This is a genomic window from Mycobacterium bourgelatii, from assembly GCF_010723575.1.
Taxonomy (GTDB): domain Bacteria; phylum Actinomycetota; class Actinomycetes; order Mycobacteriales; family Mycobacteriaceae; genus Mycobacterium; species Mycobacterium bourgelatii.
Genome location: NZ_BLKZ01000001.1, coordinates 1883833 through 1900451, shown reverse-complemented (window position 1 = coordinate 1900451; position 16619 = coordinate 1883833). Strand labels below are relative to the sequence as shown.

At 65.5% G+C, this 16619-nt stretch carries 17 protein-coding genes and 1 pseudogene; 4 read left to right on the top strand and 14 right to left on the bottom strand.

What is annotated here, in order from left to right:
• Positions 1 to 100: 100 nt before the first annotated feature.
• A complete protein-coding gene (locus G6N68_RS08425) occupies positions 101 to 1456 on the top strand; it encodes a WS/DGAT/MGAT family O-acyltransferase (protein ID WP_163710317.1) in 1356 nt (451 codons plus the stop codon).
• A gap of 84 nt (positions 1457 to 1540) precedes the next feature.
• Positions 1541 to 2293 (top strand): GAF and ANTAR domain-containing protein, encoded by a 753-nt coding sequence (locus G6N68_RS08420; protein WP_163718353.1) that lies wholly within the window; start codon positions 1541 to 1543, stop codon positions 2291 to 2293.
• Here G6N68_RS08420 and G6N68_RS08415 read toward each other — a convergent pair.
• From G6N68_RS08415 to rplS, 4 genes and pseudogenes are all read right to left on the bottom strand, one after another.
• Positions 2290 to 2595 (bottom strand): DUF2469 domain-containing protein, encoded by a 306-nt coding sequence (locus G6N68_RS08415; RefSeq protein WP_066854430.1) that lies wholly within the window; start codon positions 2593 to 2595, stop codon positions 2290 to 2292. The genes G6N68_RS08420 and G6N68_RS08415 overlap by 4 nt on opposite strands.
• Positions 2596 to 2646: 51 nt before the next feature.
• Positions 2647 to 3376 (bottom strand): annotated as a pseudogene (locus G6N68_RS08410) (ribonuclease HII).
• A 2-nt stretch (positions 3377 to 3378) separates the two neighbouring features.
• The gene (lepB, locus tag G6N68_RS08405) at positions 3379 to 4284 is read right to left on the bottom strand and encodes a signal peptidase I (protein ID WP_163710311.1); all 906 of its coding nucleotides are present in this window, start codon (positions 4282 to 4284) and stop codon (positions 3379 to 3381) included.
• A 51-nt stretch (positions 4285 to 4335) separates the two neighbouring features.
• Positions 4336 to 4677 (bottom strand): 50S ribosomal protein L19, encoded by a 342-nt coding sequence (gene rplS, locus G6N68_RS08400; protein WP_163710308.1) that lies wholly within the window; start codon positions 4675 to 4677, stop codon positions 4336 to 4338.
• A gap of 280 nt (positions 4678 to 4957) precedes the next feature.
• On the opposite strand from rplS, the gene G6N68_RS08395 reads away from it, so the two are divergent.
• A complete protein-coding gene (locus G6N68_RS08395; RefSeq protein WP_163710306.1) occupies positions 4958 to 5902 on the top strand; it encodes a serine hydrolase in 945 nt (314 codons plus the stop codon).
• Here G6N68_RS08395 and trmD read toward each other — a convergent pair.
• From trmD to G6N68_RS08370, 5 genes are all read right to left on the bottom strand, one after another.
• On the bottom strand, positions 5871 to 6581 hold the full coding sequence (gene trmD / locus G6N68_RS08390) for a tRNA (guanosine(37)-N1)-methyltransferase TrmD (protein ID WP_163710303.1): 711 nt from the start codon (positions 6579 to 6581) through the stop codon (positions 5871 to 5873). The genes G6N68_RS08395 and trmD overlap by 32 nt on opposite strands.
• Positions 6582 to 6593: 12 nt before the next feature.
• The gene (gene rimM / locus G6N68_RS08385) at positions 6594 to 7133 is read right to left on the bottom strand and encodes a ribosome maturation factor RimM (protein WP_163710300.1); all 540 of its coding nucleotides are present in this window, start codon (positions 7131 to 7133) and stop codon (positions 6594 to 6596) included.
• A gap of 25 nt (positions 7134 to 7158) precedes the next feature.
• Positions 7159 to 7401: an RNA-binding protein gene (locus G6N68_RS08380; protein ID WP_036354608.1), complete on the bottom strand. Its 243-nt coding sequence runs from the start codon at positions 7399 to 7401 to the stop codon at positions 7159 to 7161.
• 8 nt (positions 7402 to 7409) lie between these two features.
• Positions 7410 to 7913 (bottom strand): 30S ribosomal protein S16, encoded by a 504-nt coding sequence (gene rpsP, locus G6N68_RS08375; RefSeq protein WP_163710298.1) that lies wholly within the window; start codon positions 7911 to 7913, stop codon positions 7410 to 7412.
• Positions 7914 to 8275: 362 nt separating this feature from the next.
• A complete protein-coding gene (locus G6N68_RS08370; protein WP_163710295.1) occupies positions 8276 to 8695 on the bottom strand; it encodes a nuclear transport factor 2 family protein in 420 nt (139 codons plus the stop codon).
• Positions 8696 to 8740: 45 nt separating this feature from the next.
• Here G6N68_RS08370 and G6N68_RS08365 point away from each other — a divergent pair, with 45 nt between their 5' ends.
• Positions 8741 to 9619 (top strand): D-alanyl-D-alanine carboxypeptidase family protein, encoded by an 879-nt coding sequence (locus tag G6N68_RS08365; RefSeq protein WP_163710293.1) that lies wholly within the window; start codon positions 8741 to 8743, stop codon positions 9617 to 9619.
• Here the strand turns inward: G6N68_RS08365 and G6N68_RS08360 are convergent.
• The 5 genes from G6N68_RS08360 to ffh are packed head-to-tail and all read right to left on the bottom strand — an operon-like array spanning position 9616 to position 16526.
• On the bottom strand, positions 9616 to 10227 hold the full coding sequence (locus tag G6N68_RS08360) for a TetR/AcrR family transcriptional regulator (protein ID WP_163710290.1): 612 nt from the start codon (positions 10225 to 10227) through the stop codon (positions 9616 to 9618). The genes G6N68_RS08365 and G6N68_RS08360 overlap by 4 nt on opposite strands.
• A 1-nt stretch (position 10228) precedes the next feature.
• The gene (locus G6N68_RS08355; RefSeq protein ID WP_163718350.1) at positions 10229 to 12070 is read right to left on the bottom strand and encodes an N-acyl-D-amino-acid deacylase family protein; all 1842 of its coding nucleotides are present in this window, start codon (positions 12068 to 12070) and stop codon (positions 10229 to 10231) included.
• Positions 12071 to 12105: 35 nt separating this feature from the next.
• A complete protein-coding gene (locus G6N68_RS08350; RefSeq protein ID WP_163710286.1) occupies positions 12106 to 13812 on the bottom strand; it encodes a serine/threonine-protein kinase in 1707 nt (568 codons plus the stop codon).
• Positions 13813 to 13871: 59 nt separating this feature from the next.
• Complete coding sequence (locus G6N68_RS08345) at positions 13872 to 14951, bottom strand: metal-dependent hydrolase family protein (protein ID WP_163710283.1); 1080 nt, start codon at positions 14949 to 14951, stop codon at positions 13872 to 13874.
• 6 nt (positions 14952 to 14957) lie between these two features.
• Positions 14958 to 16526: a signal recognition particle protein gene (ffh, locus tag G6N68_RS08340; RefSeq protein ID WP_163710280.1), complete on the bottom strand. Its 1569-nt coding sequence runs from the start codon at positions 16524 to 16526 to the stop codon at positions 14958 to 14960.
• Between the last annotated feature and the right edge of the window lie 93 nt (positions 16527 to 16619).

The following is a 16619-nucleotide window of genomic DNA, read 5'->3' as shown; positions in this document are numbered from 1 at the left end:
CGCCCACTAGGCCAAACAACACCGCATATGTGTGCGGGGGTAGGTGTGCGGGGAGCCCGACTTGGTTATTCCCGGAGAAGCGACTACCCCGGGAGACGAAATGCAGTTGATAGCACCGGCCGATTCGATGTTCCTACTCGGCGAATCCCGCGAACATGCGATGCATGTGGGCAGCCTGCAACTCTTCCAGCCGCCGGACGGCGCCGACGAGGATTTCGTCACCGAGGCGTACGAATCCATGCTTCAGTGCACCGACGTGCAGCCCATGTTCCGCAAACATCCGGCGTTCGCGGGCCCCCTGACCAACATCGCCTGGACTCTCGACAAAGAAGTCGAACTCGACTACCACTTCCGTCGGTCCGCCCTGCCCCGGCCCGGTCGGGTCCGTGAACTCCTGGAGCTGGCGTCACGGCTGCACGGCAGCCTGCTCGACCGCCACCGGCCGCTGTGGGAGGCGCACCTCGTCGAGGGACTCAACGACGGCCGCTACGCCGTATACATCAAGTTTCATCATTCGCTGCAGGACGGAGTTTCCGCCCAGAAGCTGATGCAGCGCGCCTTCACCACCGACCCGAACGATAACGAGGTGCGGGTGCCGTGGGAACTGAAACCGAAGCGCCGCTCCAACAATGGCAACACGTCGTCGCCGCTGGACATGTTGGCCGGCACGCTGGGATCGGCCGCGGGCCTGCTGCCGTCGACGTTGTCGCTGGCGCGCTCGGCTTTGCTCGAACAACAACTCACGATGCCGTTCCGGGCACCCAAGACTATGTTCAACGTCCGGATCGGCGGTGCCCGGCGGGTTGCCGCGCAATCGTGGCCGCTGGAGCGCATCAAGGCGGTGAAGTCCGCCGCGGGGGTGACCTTCAATGACGTCGTGCTGGCCATGTCTTCAGGGGCGCTGCGCGCCTACCTGCTCGAGCAACACGCCCTGCCCGCCGCCCCGTTGGTCGCCATGGTCCCGGTGAGCCTGCGCAGGCCGGACGAAGACGGCGGGGGCAACATGGTCGGAACCCTCCTGTGCAACCTCCACACTGACGTCGAAGACGCCGGCAAGCGCCTACAGGGAATCAACGCCTCGATGACCGAGGCCAAAGAGGTGTTCATGAAGCTGCCGCGCGTACAGCAACTGGCACTGTCGGCGTTCCTGACCGGAGGACTGTTCCTCGGCCTGATCCCGGGATTCATCCGCACCGCTCCGCCACCGTTCAACATCGTCATCTCCAACGTGCCGGGTTCACCCGACCCGCTGTATTGGCGAGGCGCGCGGATGGTCGGCAACTATCCGCTGTCAATCGCGCTCGACGGGCAGGCGATGAACATCACGGTCACCACCAACGCCGAGAATCTCGACTTCGGTCTGGTCGGTTGCCGACGCAGCGTTCCGCACCTGCAGCACATGCTCGGACACTTGGAAACATCGTTGAAGGACTTGGAACGCGCGGTTGGGGCCTAGGACCGTGCCGGCGACCGCTATGGTGACAAAGCACTCGAAGGGAGGTGACGATTGGCCGACCACGACAAGGACCTGCAGCAAGACATCCAGGAGCTCGAGGAGGTGGCCGCCGAGGAGTCACCTACCGGCGGTCCCAAAGCCGACCCGGCAACGGTCTTCGCTGCGTTAGCCGAAATTATCTATCAGGGGTCGGACGCGTCCCAGATGTACGCAGCGCTGTGCATCGCTGCGACCCTGATCGTTCCGGGATGCGACCACGCCAGCCTGCTGGTACGCACGGACGACCGCTACGTCACGGTCGGGGCCAGCGACCGGCTGGCACAGCACGTCGATGACCTGGAACGGCGGGCCGGGGACGGCCCGTGCATCGACGCGATCGAGGAAGAAACCCCGCAGATCGAGCCGGACCTGACGAAAGCCAGCGCGTGGCCCCACTTTTCGAGGAGCCTGCTGGAAGAGACGCCCGTGCGCGGCGCCATGGGGTTCCGGCTGTTGATCGACAAGCGCAAGGGCGCCGCCCTCAACCTGTTCAGCGATGCCCCCAACCGGTTCAACAACGAATCGGCGGGGCGGGCGGCGGTGCTGGCGGCCTTCGCCAGCGTGGCCATCAACGCCATTGCCAAGGGCGAGGATGCCGCCAGCCTGCGACAGGGCTTGTTCAGCAACCGCGAGATCGGCAAGGCGGTGGGCATGCTGATGTTGCTGCACAACGTCAACGAGAACGAGGCGTTCGACCTGCTGCGCCGCCACTCTCAGAGCTTGAACATCAAGCTGGCCGACGTCGCCCGCAAGGTCGTCGAAGGCGGCGGCCAACTGCCAGCCAACAGCAACAATTAGTCGGGCAGGCGAAGCTCGGGCTTCTCTACTTCTTCGATGTTGACGTCCTTGAAGGTGACCACCCGCACCTGCTTGACGAAGCGCGCCGGCCGGTACATGTCCCACACCCAGGCGTCGGCCAACCGCAATTCGAAGTACACCTCGCCGTCGGCGTTCCGCGGCACCATCTCGACACTGTTGGCCAGGTAGAAGCGCCGCTCGGTTTCTACGACGTAGCTGAATTGACCGACGATGTCCTTGTATTCGCGGTATAGCGAGAGCTCCATCTCGGTTTCATATTTTTCGAGATCTTCTGCGCTCATCTGCCACTCATCCGCTCAGACGTCCTTCTCCCCGGGCGATTTGCCAATGCTTCATCTTCCCTCACCAGTCTTCGCCGTCCTCGTCCGGATTGTCAGGTTTGAACTCGGCTACCACTTTTGTGTCCGAACCGGATGCCACCCGCCGAACGTTGATAAACGAATAGCGGTGCTCGGGGCAGGGACCCAACCGGTTCAACGCGCGACTGTGCGCTCGGGTGCAGTACCCCTTGTGGTCGGCGAACCCGTACCCGGGGTAGTCGACGTCCATCGCGACCATCAAGCGGTCGCGGCTGACCTTCGCCAAGACGCTGGCAGCGGCGATGCAGGCGGCCGCCGCGTCGCCGCCGACCACCGGCAGCGACGGGACCGGCAGGCCGGGCACCCGAAAGCCGTCGCTGAGTACATATCCTGGCCGCACGGACAACCCAGCCACCGCACGACGCATGCCTTCGATGTTGGCCGCGTGCACTCCGCGCCGATCCACCTCGACCGACGGGATGAAGACAACGTGGTATGCCAGCGCGTACCGGCGGATCAACGGGAACAGCCGCTCCCGCGCCTTCTCCGTCAGCTTCTTCGAATCATTAAGAGCTGCAAGGCTTTCCAGCCGATTTGGGCCGAGCACGCAGGCCGCCACCACGAGCGGACCGGCGCAGGCGCCACGGCCGACCTCGTCCACGCCGGCCACCGGCCCCAGTCCGCTGCGATGCAGCGCCGATTCCAGGGTTCGCAATCCCCCAGCCTTGCGGATCACCGTCCTCGGTGGCCACGTCGTGGCCACGGCTACTGACCCTGCTGCGGGTTGATCGCGGATACACCACCCCAGCGCGACGGCGGCCACACGATGAACCTGGCCTTGCCGATGACGTTGTCCACCGGCACGGTGCCCGACTCCGGATCACCTGTGCACAAGACGTGCGCCAGTGTGTCTGTCGGCGAAGTGACGCAATGGGCGCGGGAATCTGATGAATGGCTTCGGTTGTCACCCATCACCCATAGCCGCCCAGACGGGACGACTACGGGTCCCCAGTCGCGGCCCATGTACTGACAGAGCAACGCGTCCGGGTTACCGCCGCGGTCAAGACCATGGTCGCCGATGGTGGCCCGATCCAAGTACGGCTCCTTGACCGGCTTCCCGTCGACCGTCAGGCCGGTGTCAGCCCGGCACTGCACCGTCTGCCCGCCGACCGCGATGACACGCTTCACCAAGTCGTTCTCGTCGGGTGGGACAAAGCCGATCACCGACAGTACGTTCTGCACCCAGCGCACCGCGGGGTTCTTTGAGCGAATCGAGTGGTAGCCAAGGTTCCACGACGGCGGACCTTTGAAGACGATCACGTCACCGGGCTTGGGCGAGCTGAAGCGGTAGGTGAGCTTGTCGACCATGATGCGGTCACCGACACACGTCGAGCACCCGTGCAGCGTGGGTTCCATCGACTCCGACGGGATCAGGTAGGGACGCGCGACGAACGTCAGCATGACGTAGTACAACACCAGCGCGATGGCCGTCAGCGTCGCGAATTCACGTAGCTTCGACTTCTGCGGCTTCGACTCGTCTTTCGTGTCGTTCTTGGCCGCTTCGACCGAAGGCTCCTCGACCTTGCCTTCCTTGCCTTCCGTGCCGGCCTCGTCCGCTGGCTCGGACTCGCCGGGCCGGCGCTCCGATGGGGAGTCGGTGGTTTCGGTCACGAGGTCAGCGTATTAGCACGGTCGGTGTCCCCTGGCCAGGGCCGCTCGCGGTCAGCGCTTTTCCTTGATCTTGGCCTTCTTGCCACGGAGTTCACGCAAGTAGTACAGCTTGGCGCGACGCACGTCGCCGCGGGTGATGACCTCGATGTGGTCAATGTTCGGCGAATGCACCGGGAAGGTGCGTTCGACGCCGACGCCGTAGCTTTCCTTGCGGACGGTGAAGGTCTCGCGGACGCCTCCGCCGGACCGGCGGATCACCACGCCCTTGAAGACCTGGATACGTTCCTTGGCGCCTTCGATCACTTTGACGTGCACGTTGATCGTGTCGCCCGGACTGAAGGCCGGGATGTCGTCGCGCAGCGACGCCTTATCGACGAAGTCCAGCCTGTTCATCGGACACACTTCCTCGGGTTGGCGGCCTGACAAACCGCCCGCACGCGAGCGTGTGGCGGTCATCGAGCCGATGGGTTTCGGGCTTCTCGTTGCGTCTCGCAGCAGGCGGGAACCGGCCCTGTGGGGCGAGAGCCGCTGGAGACAACTGGTCAATTGTGCCAGATGGTTCGCATGCAGTGAAAATCACATGAAATCGGAATCATTCCCGCCCGGCTGAAAGTGCCGGTAGATGGTACATATGAGGTGTCCCAAACCGGGGTGCGGAGCCAGAAGGAGTGAGATGCGAAACCGGCCGCTGACGTGGCTCACCGCTCTGGCAGCGGTCACGTTGGTGGTTGTCGCGGGGTGCGAGGCGAAGGTACAGGCGAAGGCGAACAATCCGTCCGAGCGCCGCGTGTCGCAACAAGATTCGCAACCGGCGCCGCAGGTGTTCGAGCTGCTGCTGCGCACCATCACACCGCCCGGCCCGGTGGAGGCGCTGATGAGCACCGGTTTGAACGGCGTACAAGAGCGCATGCAGCAGGCGACCGACGAGGCATTGGCCCGTGGCGCCAAGCTGACGGTCGCCGTCCTCGATCGCGCCACCCACCAGCTCGTGTCCAACGGCAGTACCCACATCATCGCCACCGCGTCGGTAGCCAAGCTTTTCATCGCCGACTATCTGCTTTTGCAGGAACATCAGGGCAAGCTCGCGCTGTCCGCAGACGATCACCAGGCGTTGGACATCATGTTGCGGTCGTCCGACGACGGCGCGGCCGAACGTTTCTGGGGCCAGGACGGCGGCGACGCCATCATCACTTCGATCGCGGCCCGCTACGGCCTGACATCTACCGCGCCGCCCAGCGACGGGCGCTGGTGGAACACCGTGAGCTCGGCAACTGACCTGATCCGCTACTACGAGATGCTGCTGGACGGATCTGGCGGACTGCCATTGGAGCGCGCGGGCATCATCATCAACAACTTGGCCCGGTCCACCCCGCTGGGCGTCGACGGCTACCCGCAGCGCTTCGGCATCCCCGACGGCCTGTACGCCGAACCGGTCGCGGTCAAGCAGGGTTGGATGTGCTGCATCGGGGCGGACTGGATGCACCTGTCCACCGGAGTGATCGGATCGGACCGCCGCTACATCATGGTCATCGAATCGCTGCAGCCCTCTGACGAAGCCACGGCGCGCGCGACGATCACCGACGCCGTCAAGACGATTTTTCCGAAGGGTCGGATCTGAGCAGATCCGGCCGACGTTCCCGGGTGCGTTGCAGCGAAACCTCCCGACGCCAGGCGGCGATTTTGGCATGGTCGCCGGACAGCAGGATCTCCGGAACGTCGAGCCCACGCCAACTCGTGGGCCGGGTGTAGGTGGGCCCTTCCAACAGCCGATCCAGGCCCGGAGAATGCGAATCATCTTCTAGCGACGCGGGATTGCCCAGCACTCCGACCAACAACCGCACCACTGCCTCGATCATCACCACCGCAGCCGACTCGCCGCCGGGCAACACGTAGTCGCCGATCGAGACCTCCTCGACGCGCATCCGGCGTGCGGCATCCTCGACGACCCGCTGATCGATGCCCTCGTAACGCCCGCAGGCAAACACCAGGTGCGACTCGCCGCTCCACCGCTGCGCCGTGGACTGGTTGAACAACACACCGGAAGGGGTCGGAACGATCAACAGCGTTTCGTCGGAACAGATTTCGTCGAGCGCTTCGCCCCACACCGGCGCCCTCATCACCATCCCCGGGCCACCCCCGTACGGAGCGTCGTCCACCGAATGGTGCACATCGTGCGTCCAATCCCGCAGGTTGTGCACCCGCAGGTCGACCACCCCAGACGCAATTGCCTTGCCCGGCAATGACTGTCGCAGCGGATCCAGGCATGCCGGGAAAATGGTGACGACGTCGATCCTCATGGCGCCACCTGGCTAACCCAGGTCCAGCAGACCGTCGGGCGGGTCGATCTCGAGCGTGCCCTCGTCAAGCGACACCGATGTGACAATCGCACCGACGAAGGGCACCAAGACTTCTGGGCCTCCGTCTGGACGTCGGACCGACAGCAATTCGCCGGCTGCGGTGTGCAACACCTCGGCGACGACGCCGATGTCCTCCCCCGCCACCGTGCGCACCCGCAGGCCCTCGAGCTGGTGGTCGTAGTAAGTGTCAGGTTCGTCGATGGGCGGCAGCTCGCCGGAATCGATGACGAACAGGCTGCCACGCAATGCATCCGCGGTGTCCCGGTCGGTTACTCCGGCCAATCGCACCAACAGCCGTGCACCGTGGTCGCGGGCGCTGTCGACGACATAACTCCGCTCCTCCGCCGGACCGCCGCGGGCGTTGCGGCCCTTTTTGGCGCGCAGCCTGGTGCCCGGCGCGAACCGCGAGTCCGGGTCGTCGGTGCGTACCTCGACGACGACCTCGCCGGTGACGCCGTGCGCCTTCACCACGCGCCCGACTACCAGCTCCATGGGTGCTCCACGAGCAAGGATGTCGTTATTGGTCGGTGTCCACCACGTCGACGCGGATACCGCGGCCGCCGATGCCGGCGACCAACGTGCGCAACGCGGTCGCGGTACGTCCGCCGCGCCCGATCACCTTGCCCAAGTCATCCGGGTGCACGTGAACTTCGACCGTGCGCCCCCGGCGGCTCGTCACCAGATCCACCCGCACATCGTCAGGGTTGTCCACGATTCCGCGGACCAGATGCTCAACGGCGTCTACAACGACGGTGCTCATGGCCCGCGTCAGCTTTCCTTGGACTCAGCCGACTCGGTCGACTCAGACTTCTCAGCCTCTGCCGGGGCCTCCGCCGACTCTGCGGCAGCCTCGGGAGCGGAGTCGTCGGCCTTGGCCTTCTTACCGCCGGACTTCTTCTTCGGCTTCGCGGCCTCAGTTGTGGGCCCGCCCTCGGCAGCAGCCAGCGCGGCGTTGAACAGCTCCAGCTTGCTGGGCTTGGGGGGCTTGACCTTCAACCGGCCCTCGGCGCCGGGCAGACCCTTGAACTTCTGCCAGTCACCGGTGATCTTCAGCAGCTTCAAGACGGGCTCGGTGGGCTGGGCACCCACGGACAGCCAGTACTGGGCGCGCTCGGAGTTGATCTCGATGAGGCTCGGCTCTTCCTTCGGGTGGTACCGGCCGATGACCTCGATCGAGCGGCCGTCGCGGCGGGTGCGCGCGTCAGCGACGGCGATTCGGTACTGGGGGTTGCGGATCTTGCCAAGCCGAGTGAGCTTGATCTTTACAGCCATGGTTAAGCGAATTCTCCTGTGTGTGTCACGCTGCAATTCAGCGATCCGGGCGGGATGCCCGGCTCCGGTTTTGCCTCGCGTGTGTGACCACCGAGCGATCGTGATCGCGGGGCGGACAGCCGCCCATTGTGCCAGAACGTCCTCGTCAGCCTGAAATCGGAGCGATCGCAAGCGCGGTCGCGACACTTGACTCTGCGCCCTTGGCGGAAAAGTACGAGAAGACCCCGCCCAAAGCGCAGCATCAACGCCGGGCGGGCCAGACGGCCGCATTGACTCTGCGCCCAGGGCGGAAAAGTACGAGAAGACTCCGCCAAAAGCGCAGCATCAACGCCGAGCGCAGCGGGCCGCGACCATCCCGCCCGCTAGAGCAGCTTCTGGAAGGTCTTGCTCTCGACCCGCCGCGTCATCCGCCATCCTTCGGGGGTGCGGACGAATTCGTCGTCGTACCAGAGGCCGCAGAACAGGATCTGGTCCTTCTCCCCTGGCAGCACCATCGGGTTGAAGCAGATCACCCGGGACGAAGCGGTGTCGCCGGCGATGCGCACGTCGAAGTTGCCCAGCATGTGCGAATACACCGGGAAGTTGGGCAGTACTTCCGAAAGCCACTTCTTGACCTCGGGGTAATGCCCCTCGATTCCGCCCAATGCCGTGTAGTCGATGTAGGCATCCGGCGTGAACACCTTGTCCAGGTCGTCGAAGCGGCGCTGGTCAATTGCCGTGGAGTAGTCGACGAGTAGTTGCTGGATCTCGAGACGGTCGGAAATTTCGGCCAGGCTGAGCATGCAAGCATTCAACACCTATAGGTGGGGCCGTTACACTCAGCGCCCATGCGGAAACTGATGGCATCAGCCGCGGCGTTGTTCACCATCGCCCTGCCCGGCGTCGCCAGCCCTGTTGCGAACGCGGACGTCGATGTGCAGCCTGTGGGCACCGCGCCGATACCGGACGGCCCTGCGCAGACCTGGATCGTGGCCGATCTCGACAGCGGCCAGGTGCTCGCCGGGCGTGACCAAGATGCCGTCCACCCGCCCGCGAGCACGATCAAGGTGCTGTTGTCCCTCGTGGTGCTCGACGAACTGAACATGAACGACACCGTCGTCGCCGACGTCGCCGACACCCAGGTCGAATGCAACTGCGTCGGCGTCAAAGCCGGCCACACTTACACCACTCGCGAATTGCTCGACGGCCTGCTGCTGGTTTCCGGTAACGACGCCGCCAACACGCTGGCGCACATGCTGGGCGGCCAGGACGCCGCCGTCGCCAAGATGAATGCCAAGGCGGCGTCACTGGGAGCGACGAGCACCTACGCGGCCAGTCCCTCGGGACTGGACGGCCCCACCGGTCCAGGGGCCTCGACCGCGCACGACCTGGCCGCCATCTTCCGCGCCGCGATGGGTAACCCGCTGTTCGCGCAGATCACCGCCGAACCATCGGCGGTGTTCCCCGGCGAAGGGGGCGACCATGTGATCGTCAACCAGGATGAGCTGCTGCACCGGTATCCCGGGGCGATCGGCGGCAAGACGGGCTACACCCAGGCCGCACGCAAGACGTTCGTCGGTGCCGCTTCCCGCGGTGGCCGCCGGCTGGTGATCGCCATGATGTACGGACTGGTGAAAGAAGGCGGGCCCACCTACTGGGACCAGGCCGCGAACCTGTTCGACTGGGGATTCGCGCAGAGCCCACAGGCCAGCATCGGCGTCCTCTAATCGCCCTCGTCGCCGGTCCTTGGCCACGCGGCGGTGAGCAGCGTGGTCAACACCGGGATCCTGCGCTCGGCGATGTCCGGCTGCGGCAGCACACCCTCCACGACGGCGGCGCCGTCGAAGACGTTGGTCAGCAACGTCACCAGCACCGGAAGCGTGTCCTCGGGGATGCTTTCGGTCCCAGGCATCGCCTTGGCGGCGTCGTACATCTTCGCCCGATACTGGAAAAGTTCTTGTTGCAGAGTGGCTTTGAGCTTTTCGTCGGTGCGCGCGGCCATCATCAGCTCGTAGAGCACCGCGTTGACGGGGCCGGCGGTGATGTCACGCAGGATGGCCAGTGCCGCTTCCAGCGCCGGCTTGTCGGCCGGTATTTCGGTGATCTGCTTGGTGAACGTCTCTATCTGGCGGCGTAACACTTCGGACGCCGTGGCGGCCATGAAGTCACCCATCGTCTCGAAGTGGCGGAACAACGCCCCGACCGAGACGCCCGCGCGCTTGGTGACCACCGCGGCCGACGCCCGCGCGTAGCCAAATTCGATGATCGTGTCGATGGACGCCTGAAGCAGCCTGGCGACGGTTTCTTCGCGGCGTTGCTGTTGAGTCCTGGCCATGTCAGGCCGACAGGCTCAGCGCGCGCTGTTCGCGCTCGCCCGCGCGAAGGTAACGGCCGGACTTCACGGTCTGCCCGTAGCCCTCGCGGAATTCACCGCCAGACGGGCCACCGCGGAACACCACGACGCCATTGACACCCGTCGCGACCACGGTTTCGTCGTTGCGGTTGACCATGCGCCGCAAGCCGCCGTAGAACGGCACCTCCTCCTCGTGGTAGCTGTCCACCGAGTCGTCCAGGTGAGTCGGATCGACGATCACGAAGTCCGCACGGTCACCTTGGCGCAAAGTGCCTGCGTTGACGCCGAACCACTCGGCCACTTCACCGGTCAGGCGATGCACCGCACGCTCGACGGTCAGGAACGGCTGGCCGGCGCGGTCGGCGTCACGCGTGCGCCGCAGCAACCGCAGGGCGTAGTTGTAGAAGGCCATGTTGCGCAGGTGTGCTCCGGCGTCGGAGAAGCCCATGTGGATGCTTGGGTCGGCCGCGAGCTTGTTGAGTTGCCTGGGTCGGTGGTTGCCGACGACGGTCGTCCACCGCACGTTGCGCTCGCCGTTTTCCACCAGGACATCGAGGAAAGTGTCCAGCGGATGCAAGCCGCGCTCGTCGGCGATGGCCCCAAAGCTCTTGCCAATCAACGACTTATCGGGGCACTCAACGATCACCGCGTCGTGGAAGTCGCGATGCCACAGCGACGGCCCCAGCTTCTTGCGGTCGAATTCCCGGCGGAACCAACGCCGGTAGGACTCGTCGGCCAGCAACTCGTTGCGCTCGATCTCGTCGCGCAGATGCAACGCCGCTGTTCCCGCACCGAACTCTTCGAAGACCGGTAGGTCGATGCCGTCGGAGTACAGCTCGAACGGAACCGGAAGATGCTGGAACCGCACACTGGCGCCTAGCAGCTTGTTGAGCAGACGGGTGCCGCGTCCGAAGACGTGGACCGCCAGCGGCATTGACTTGGCGTCGGCCGACACCAGCATGCTCATCCGAACCCCCTTGCGGCGGTTCAGAATCCGGCTGCTGGTCAAGAAGAACATCAGTGCCGAAGTCGGGCTGTCGACGTCGGGTGCGCTCTGCAGCATCCGACGGCGCTTGCGCAACACGTTGATCAACCGGCGCCGTTCCCGCCACGTCGCGAAGGTCGACGGCAGGGCGCGCGACCGGAAACGGTCGCCGTCGAGCTTGTCGATCGCCGCGTCCATCCCGGACATGCCGAGCATGCCGGCGTCGAGCGCCTCTTCGAGCAGTTTCTCCATCTTCGCCAGCTCGGCTTCGGTGGGCCGCACGGTGTCGTCGGTGGCGCGCTCCAGTCCTAACACCGCGGTGCGCAAGTCCGAATGACCAAGTAGGGAACTGACATTGGGGCCCAACGGCAGGGCGTCGATCGCTTCGATGTATTCGGCGGCCGTCGACCACGTTTTGGCGTTCGCCAGTGCGCCAAGAACGAATTTGCGCGGCACCGCTTCCACCCGGCTGAACAGGTCGGCGGCATCTTCGGTGTCGGCGTAGACCGTCGACAGCGAGCAGTTGCCCAACAGGACGGTGGTGACGCCGTGGCGCACCGACTCCCGCAGGCCGGGGTCGAGCAGGATCTCGGCGTCGTAGTGGGTGTGCACATCGATGAAACCGGGCACGACCCACTTCCCCGCCGCGTCGATCACCTCCGGGCAACCGGTTTCGTCAAGCGGCTTGACCGACACGGTGGCCACCACGCCGTCGCGGATACCCAGGTTCCGCACTTGCGGCGCTGCGCCGGTGCCGTCGAACCACAGGCCATCCCGAATGATCACGTCGTAGCTCACTGCTTCCTCCTGGTCGTCGCCTGGAGCGAACCTAACATAGATAGTGAGTGCTCGCAATCTTTCATGGCTTGCTCGGTTCAGCGGCCAGGCCCCGAGGGTGGAGCGGATGGCGCCGGTGGGGTCGCCGTCGGCGTCGGGTTGTTGCCGGGGGCGTTGGGGATAAGCCCGAGATCAGGCACAACCACCGCAGGCGGCACATCGGCACTGCGGGTCACCACCGCCGGAATCCGAACGACCTTCCCCCCTTGACCGCACTCATCGGTGTGCACGGTGACAACCATCTCCCCGACCAACTCACCCAGCGGTTGCGGCCGCAGCGACAACACCTGCGTCGTGGACTCGGTGCTCTCCGTTCCATTGACATGGACGCAGGCGAACTGCACTTTTTCCGGCCGCGACCGCCACTGACCGTCGCGGTATTCGAAGACGATCGGCCTGATGTTGGGGACCGCTTGGGCGTGGTTGTCCTCGTCGAGCATGGTTGCGGCTGCCAGGCATCCCGCTGGTCGGCACGAGGTCCGGATTGCCCACCAGGTAGTTATGTCCGGGTACTGCGGGCTCAGGATGAAGTCGAAGGTTTGCTTGGAGCGTTGGATCTCGATGCGGTAGGTGCCGTCCAATGGCGCTGGGCCACCGGCCGGCGCAGTGGTTGAGGGGGCTTGGGGACTAGCCGAAGCGCTCGGGGGTGTGCTACTCGCTTGGTCAGTGGTGGAGACGGTCTTGCGCCCGATCTCGATCCCGGCGAACAACAGGCCGCCGAGAACCATCACGGCCGCCGCCGAACCGGCCATGATCCTGCGCGGTCGGAGGGTTCGGGGCGTCGGCCCGAGCGGTTGCGGGTTCGCCGGTGGCGTCGGGGGTAACGGCGGTGTCGGCGGTGTCGTCGGGGCGAATTGCGGTGAGAAGTCAGCGGTTTCGGGCCAGTCATAGACCGGATAGTTGACAACATCGGCGGTCGCCGGCTTTGCGATGTAGGGATCGGGGGCGGGCGCGATGTCACCGCTGGTCGCCGCTCCGGCCAACTCATTGAGCGAGGCAGCGAATTCGCCGCAACTCGCGTAGCGATCACCGGGGTGTGCCGCGAACGCTCGGGCGAGGACGCCGTTGAGGCCAGCCAAGTCCGGACGCAGCTCGTCCAGTTGAGATAGGACCGGATGGGAGCGATCGACGGGCGGGGCCCCGGTGAGTAGCTGCATCGCGGTGGCGGCCAGCGCGTATTGGTCGGTGCGGGCATCGATTTCGCTGCCCGCAATCAGTTCAGGCGCGGCGTATTCGGCCAATTGCTCAGGAGGGCGCGTTATCCCGAAGTCACTCAACAGGATTCGCCGCTCTCCGGAGCCGGGATTGGTCAGCAGGATGTTGGCGGGGTTGACATCGCGGTGCAACAGGCCGCGGCGGTGGGCGTAATCGAGCGCGTCCGCCACGGCGGTGACAATGGAGAGCACCTCGTCGACCGGCAGGACCGCCGGGAACCGGTCGGCCATGAGTTGCACGGCGTCCACGGCATCGACGTAGTCCATGGCGACCCACAACTGGCCGTCGAATTCACCACGGTCGTACACGTCCAGGATGTTCGGGTGATCCAGGTTGGTGACGTAGTTCGTCTCGGCCAGGAATCGCTGACGAAATTCAGAGTCGGCGGACATGGCCGGCGGCAGGACCTTCAGCGTCTGCTGCCCGGACAGTCCCGTCCGCTGGACCACGTAGGTCTCGCCCGTTGCCGTGGCAGCGAGCATTCGTACGACGGTGTAACCAGCGAAGGTCGCACCGCTGGCCAACCCCATTCCGCGATACTAACCATGTCTGACACGGTGACGGCCGCCGGAGGCAGGCGAACGGTGGGTTACGGGTTGGGCCGAAACAGCTTGCCACGCAGGACAACAAGATCCGGCCGGCCCAGCACGCCGATGCCCTCGCGCGGATCCTGTGAATAACACAGGAAATCAGCGGATGCGCCGTGGTCCAGACCCGGCCGTCCCAACCAGCGCCGAGCGTCCCAACAGGCCGCCCCCAGCGCGTCGGTGGGGCTCATACCGATCCCCTTGAGCGCCTCGACCTCCTCGGCGACCCGCCCGTGCCGGATCATCCCACCGGCGTCGCTGCCGGCGAATATCGGCACGCCGGCCTCGCGTGCCGCACTCAGTCGCTCGTTGCTGCGGGCGTAGAGGTCGCGCATGTGGGCGGCGTAGACGGGATAGCGGGCAGCCGAATCGGCGATGCCCGGGAAGTTCTCGATATTGATCAGCGTGGGCACCAACGCCGTGCCGTGGTCGAGCATCAGCTGGATGGTGTCGTCGGTCAGGCCGGTGCCGTGCTCGATGCAGTCGATACCGGCATTTAGCAGGCCGGGCAGCGCGTCCTCGCTGAAGACGTGCGCGGTGACCCGAGCGCCGTGGGCGTGGGCGGTGTCGATCGCATCCTTGAGCACGTCGTCGGACCACAACGGAGCGAGGTCGCCGACTTGGCGGTCGATCCAGTCACCGATCAGCTTGATCCAACCGTCACCGCGCTGCGCCTGTTCGGCCACCGCGGCCGGCAACTGTGACTCGTCTTCCAGTTCGATGGCAAAGCCGGGCACGTAGCGCTTGGGCAGGGCCAGATGTCGTCCGGCCCGGATGATGCGGGGCAAGTCGTCGCGGTCGTCGAGGCTGCGGGTGTCGATGGGTACGCCGCAATCGCGCACCAGCAGCACGCCGACGTCGCGTTCGGTTTCGGCCTGGGCTATCGCTTCGTCCAGTTCGACAGCGCCGTGCTCGCCCAACCCGATGTGGCAGTGCAGGTCCACCAGACCGGGCAGGATCCAACCGCCATCGAAGACGGTGTCGGCGCCGTCGACCGGCTCGGTACTGATGTGTCCGTCGACGACCCACAACTCGATCGGCGCTTCGTCGGGCAGCCCCGACCCACGCAGGTGCAGGCGCACGGGCGGTTAGCCCTTGCCCGGGAACTTCAGCTTGGACAGATCGAAGTCGGCCAACCCGGGAGGCAGCTCGTTGAGTCCCTCGGGCATCTGCGACAGATCGGGGAACCCGGCCGGCATGCCCGGCATGGCGCCTGGCCCGAACGGACTCCGCACCTTCGGCGGCGTCGGACCGCGTCCGCCCTTCTTCCCTTTCTTGCCCGCCTTGCCCTTGGCGCCTTTGGACTTGCGCGTCGCCGACTTGCGGCCTATGCCCGGGATGCCCATGCCGCCGAGCATCGACGACATCATCTTGCGGGCTTCAAAGAAGCGGTCGACCAGCTGGTTGACTTCGGACACGGTCACACCAGAGCCGTTGGCGATACGCAGCCTGCGCGAGGCGTTGATGATCTTGGGGTCGGCCCGCTCTTCGGGCGTCATGCCCCGGATGATGGCCTGCACCCGGTCAAGCTGCTTGTCGTCGATTTCGGCCAGCGCTTCCTTCATCTGACCGGCACCGGGCAGCATGCCGAGCAGGTTGCCGATAGGGCCCATCTTGCGCACGGCGAGCATCTGCTCGAGGAAGTCTTCGAGGGTGAGCTCCCCCGCGCCGATCTTTGCTGCTGCATCCTCGGCCTGTTGGGCGTCGAACACCTGCTCGGCCTGTTCGATCAGGCTCAGCACATCGCCCATGCCCAGGATGCGGCTGGCCATGCGGTCGGGATGGAAGACGTCGAAGTCCTCGAGCTTTTCGCCGGTGGAGGCGAAAAGGATTGGGACGCCGGTCACTTCGCGCACCGACAGCGCGGCGCCGCCGCGGGCGTCACCGTCGAGCTTGGTCAGCACCACGCCGGTGAAGCCGACACCCTCGCCGAAGGCCTGCGCGGTGGCGACCGCGTCCTGACCGATCATCGCGTCGAGGACGAAGAGCACCTCGTCGGGGTCGACGGCGTCACGAATGGCCGCGGCCTGCGCCATCAGCTCCTCGTCGATGCCGAGTCGCCCCGCGGTGTCGACGATGACAACGTCGAAGTGCTTGGCTTTGGCCTCGGCAATACCGGCGGCCGCGACGGCGACCGGGTCGCCGGGGCCCGACTCCGGCGAGGCGCCCGGATGCGGCGCGAATACCGTGACCCCGGCGCGTTGGCCGACGACCTGCAGCTGGTTGACCGCGGCGGGGCGCTGCAGGTCACACGCCACCAGCAAGGGGGTGTGGCCCTGGCTGCGCAGGCGGGCGGCCAATTTCCCGGCGAGTGTCGTCTTACCCGAGCCCTGCAGACCGGCAAGCATGATGACCGTCGGCGGCGTCTTGGCGAAAGCCAGCTCCCGGGTCTCGCCGCCGAGGATCTTGATCAGTTCCTCGTTGACGATCTTGACGACCTGCTGCGCGGGGTTGAGCGCGCCGGACACCTCGGCGCCGCGGGCGCGTTCCTTGATCCGATGGACGAACGCCCGGACCACCGGCAGCGAGACGTCGGCTTCCAGCAGCGCCAGCCGGATTTCGCGGGTGGTGGCATCGATATCGGCGTCGGTCAGTCGGCCCTTGCCGCGCAGCCCTTGGAGGACACCGGTTAATCGGTCGGAAAGCGATTCAAACACGCACGCCAGCCTAGTGGTGATCGCCAGCCCGATGCAGTCGGGCGCAGCGGGTCACCACGATCGGACCCCGTGGTGATCGCCAGCCCGATGCAG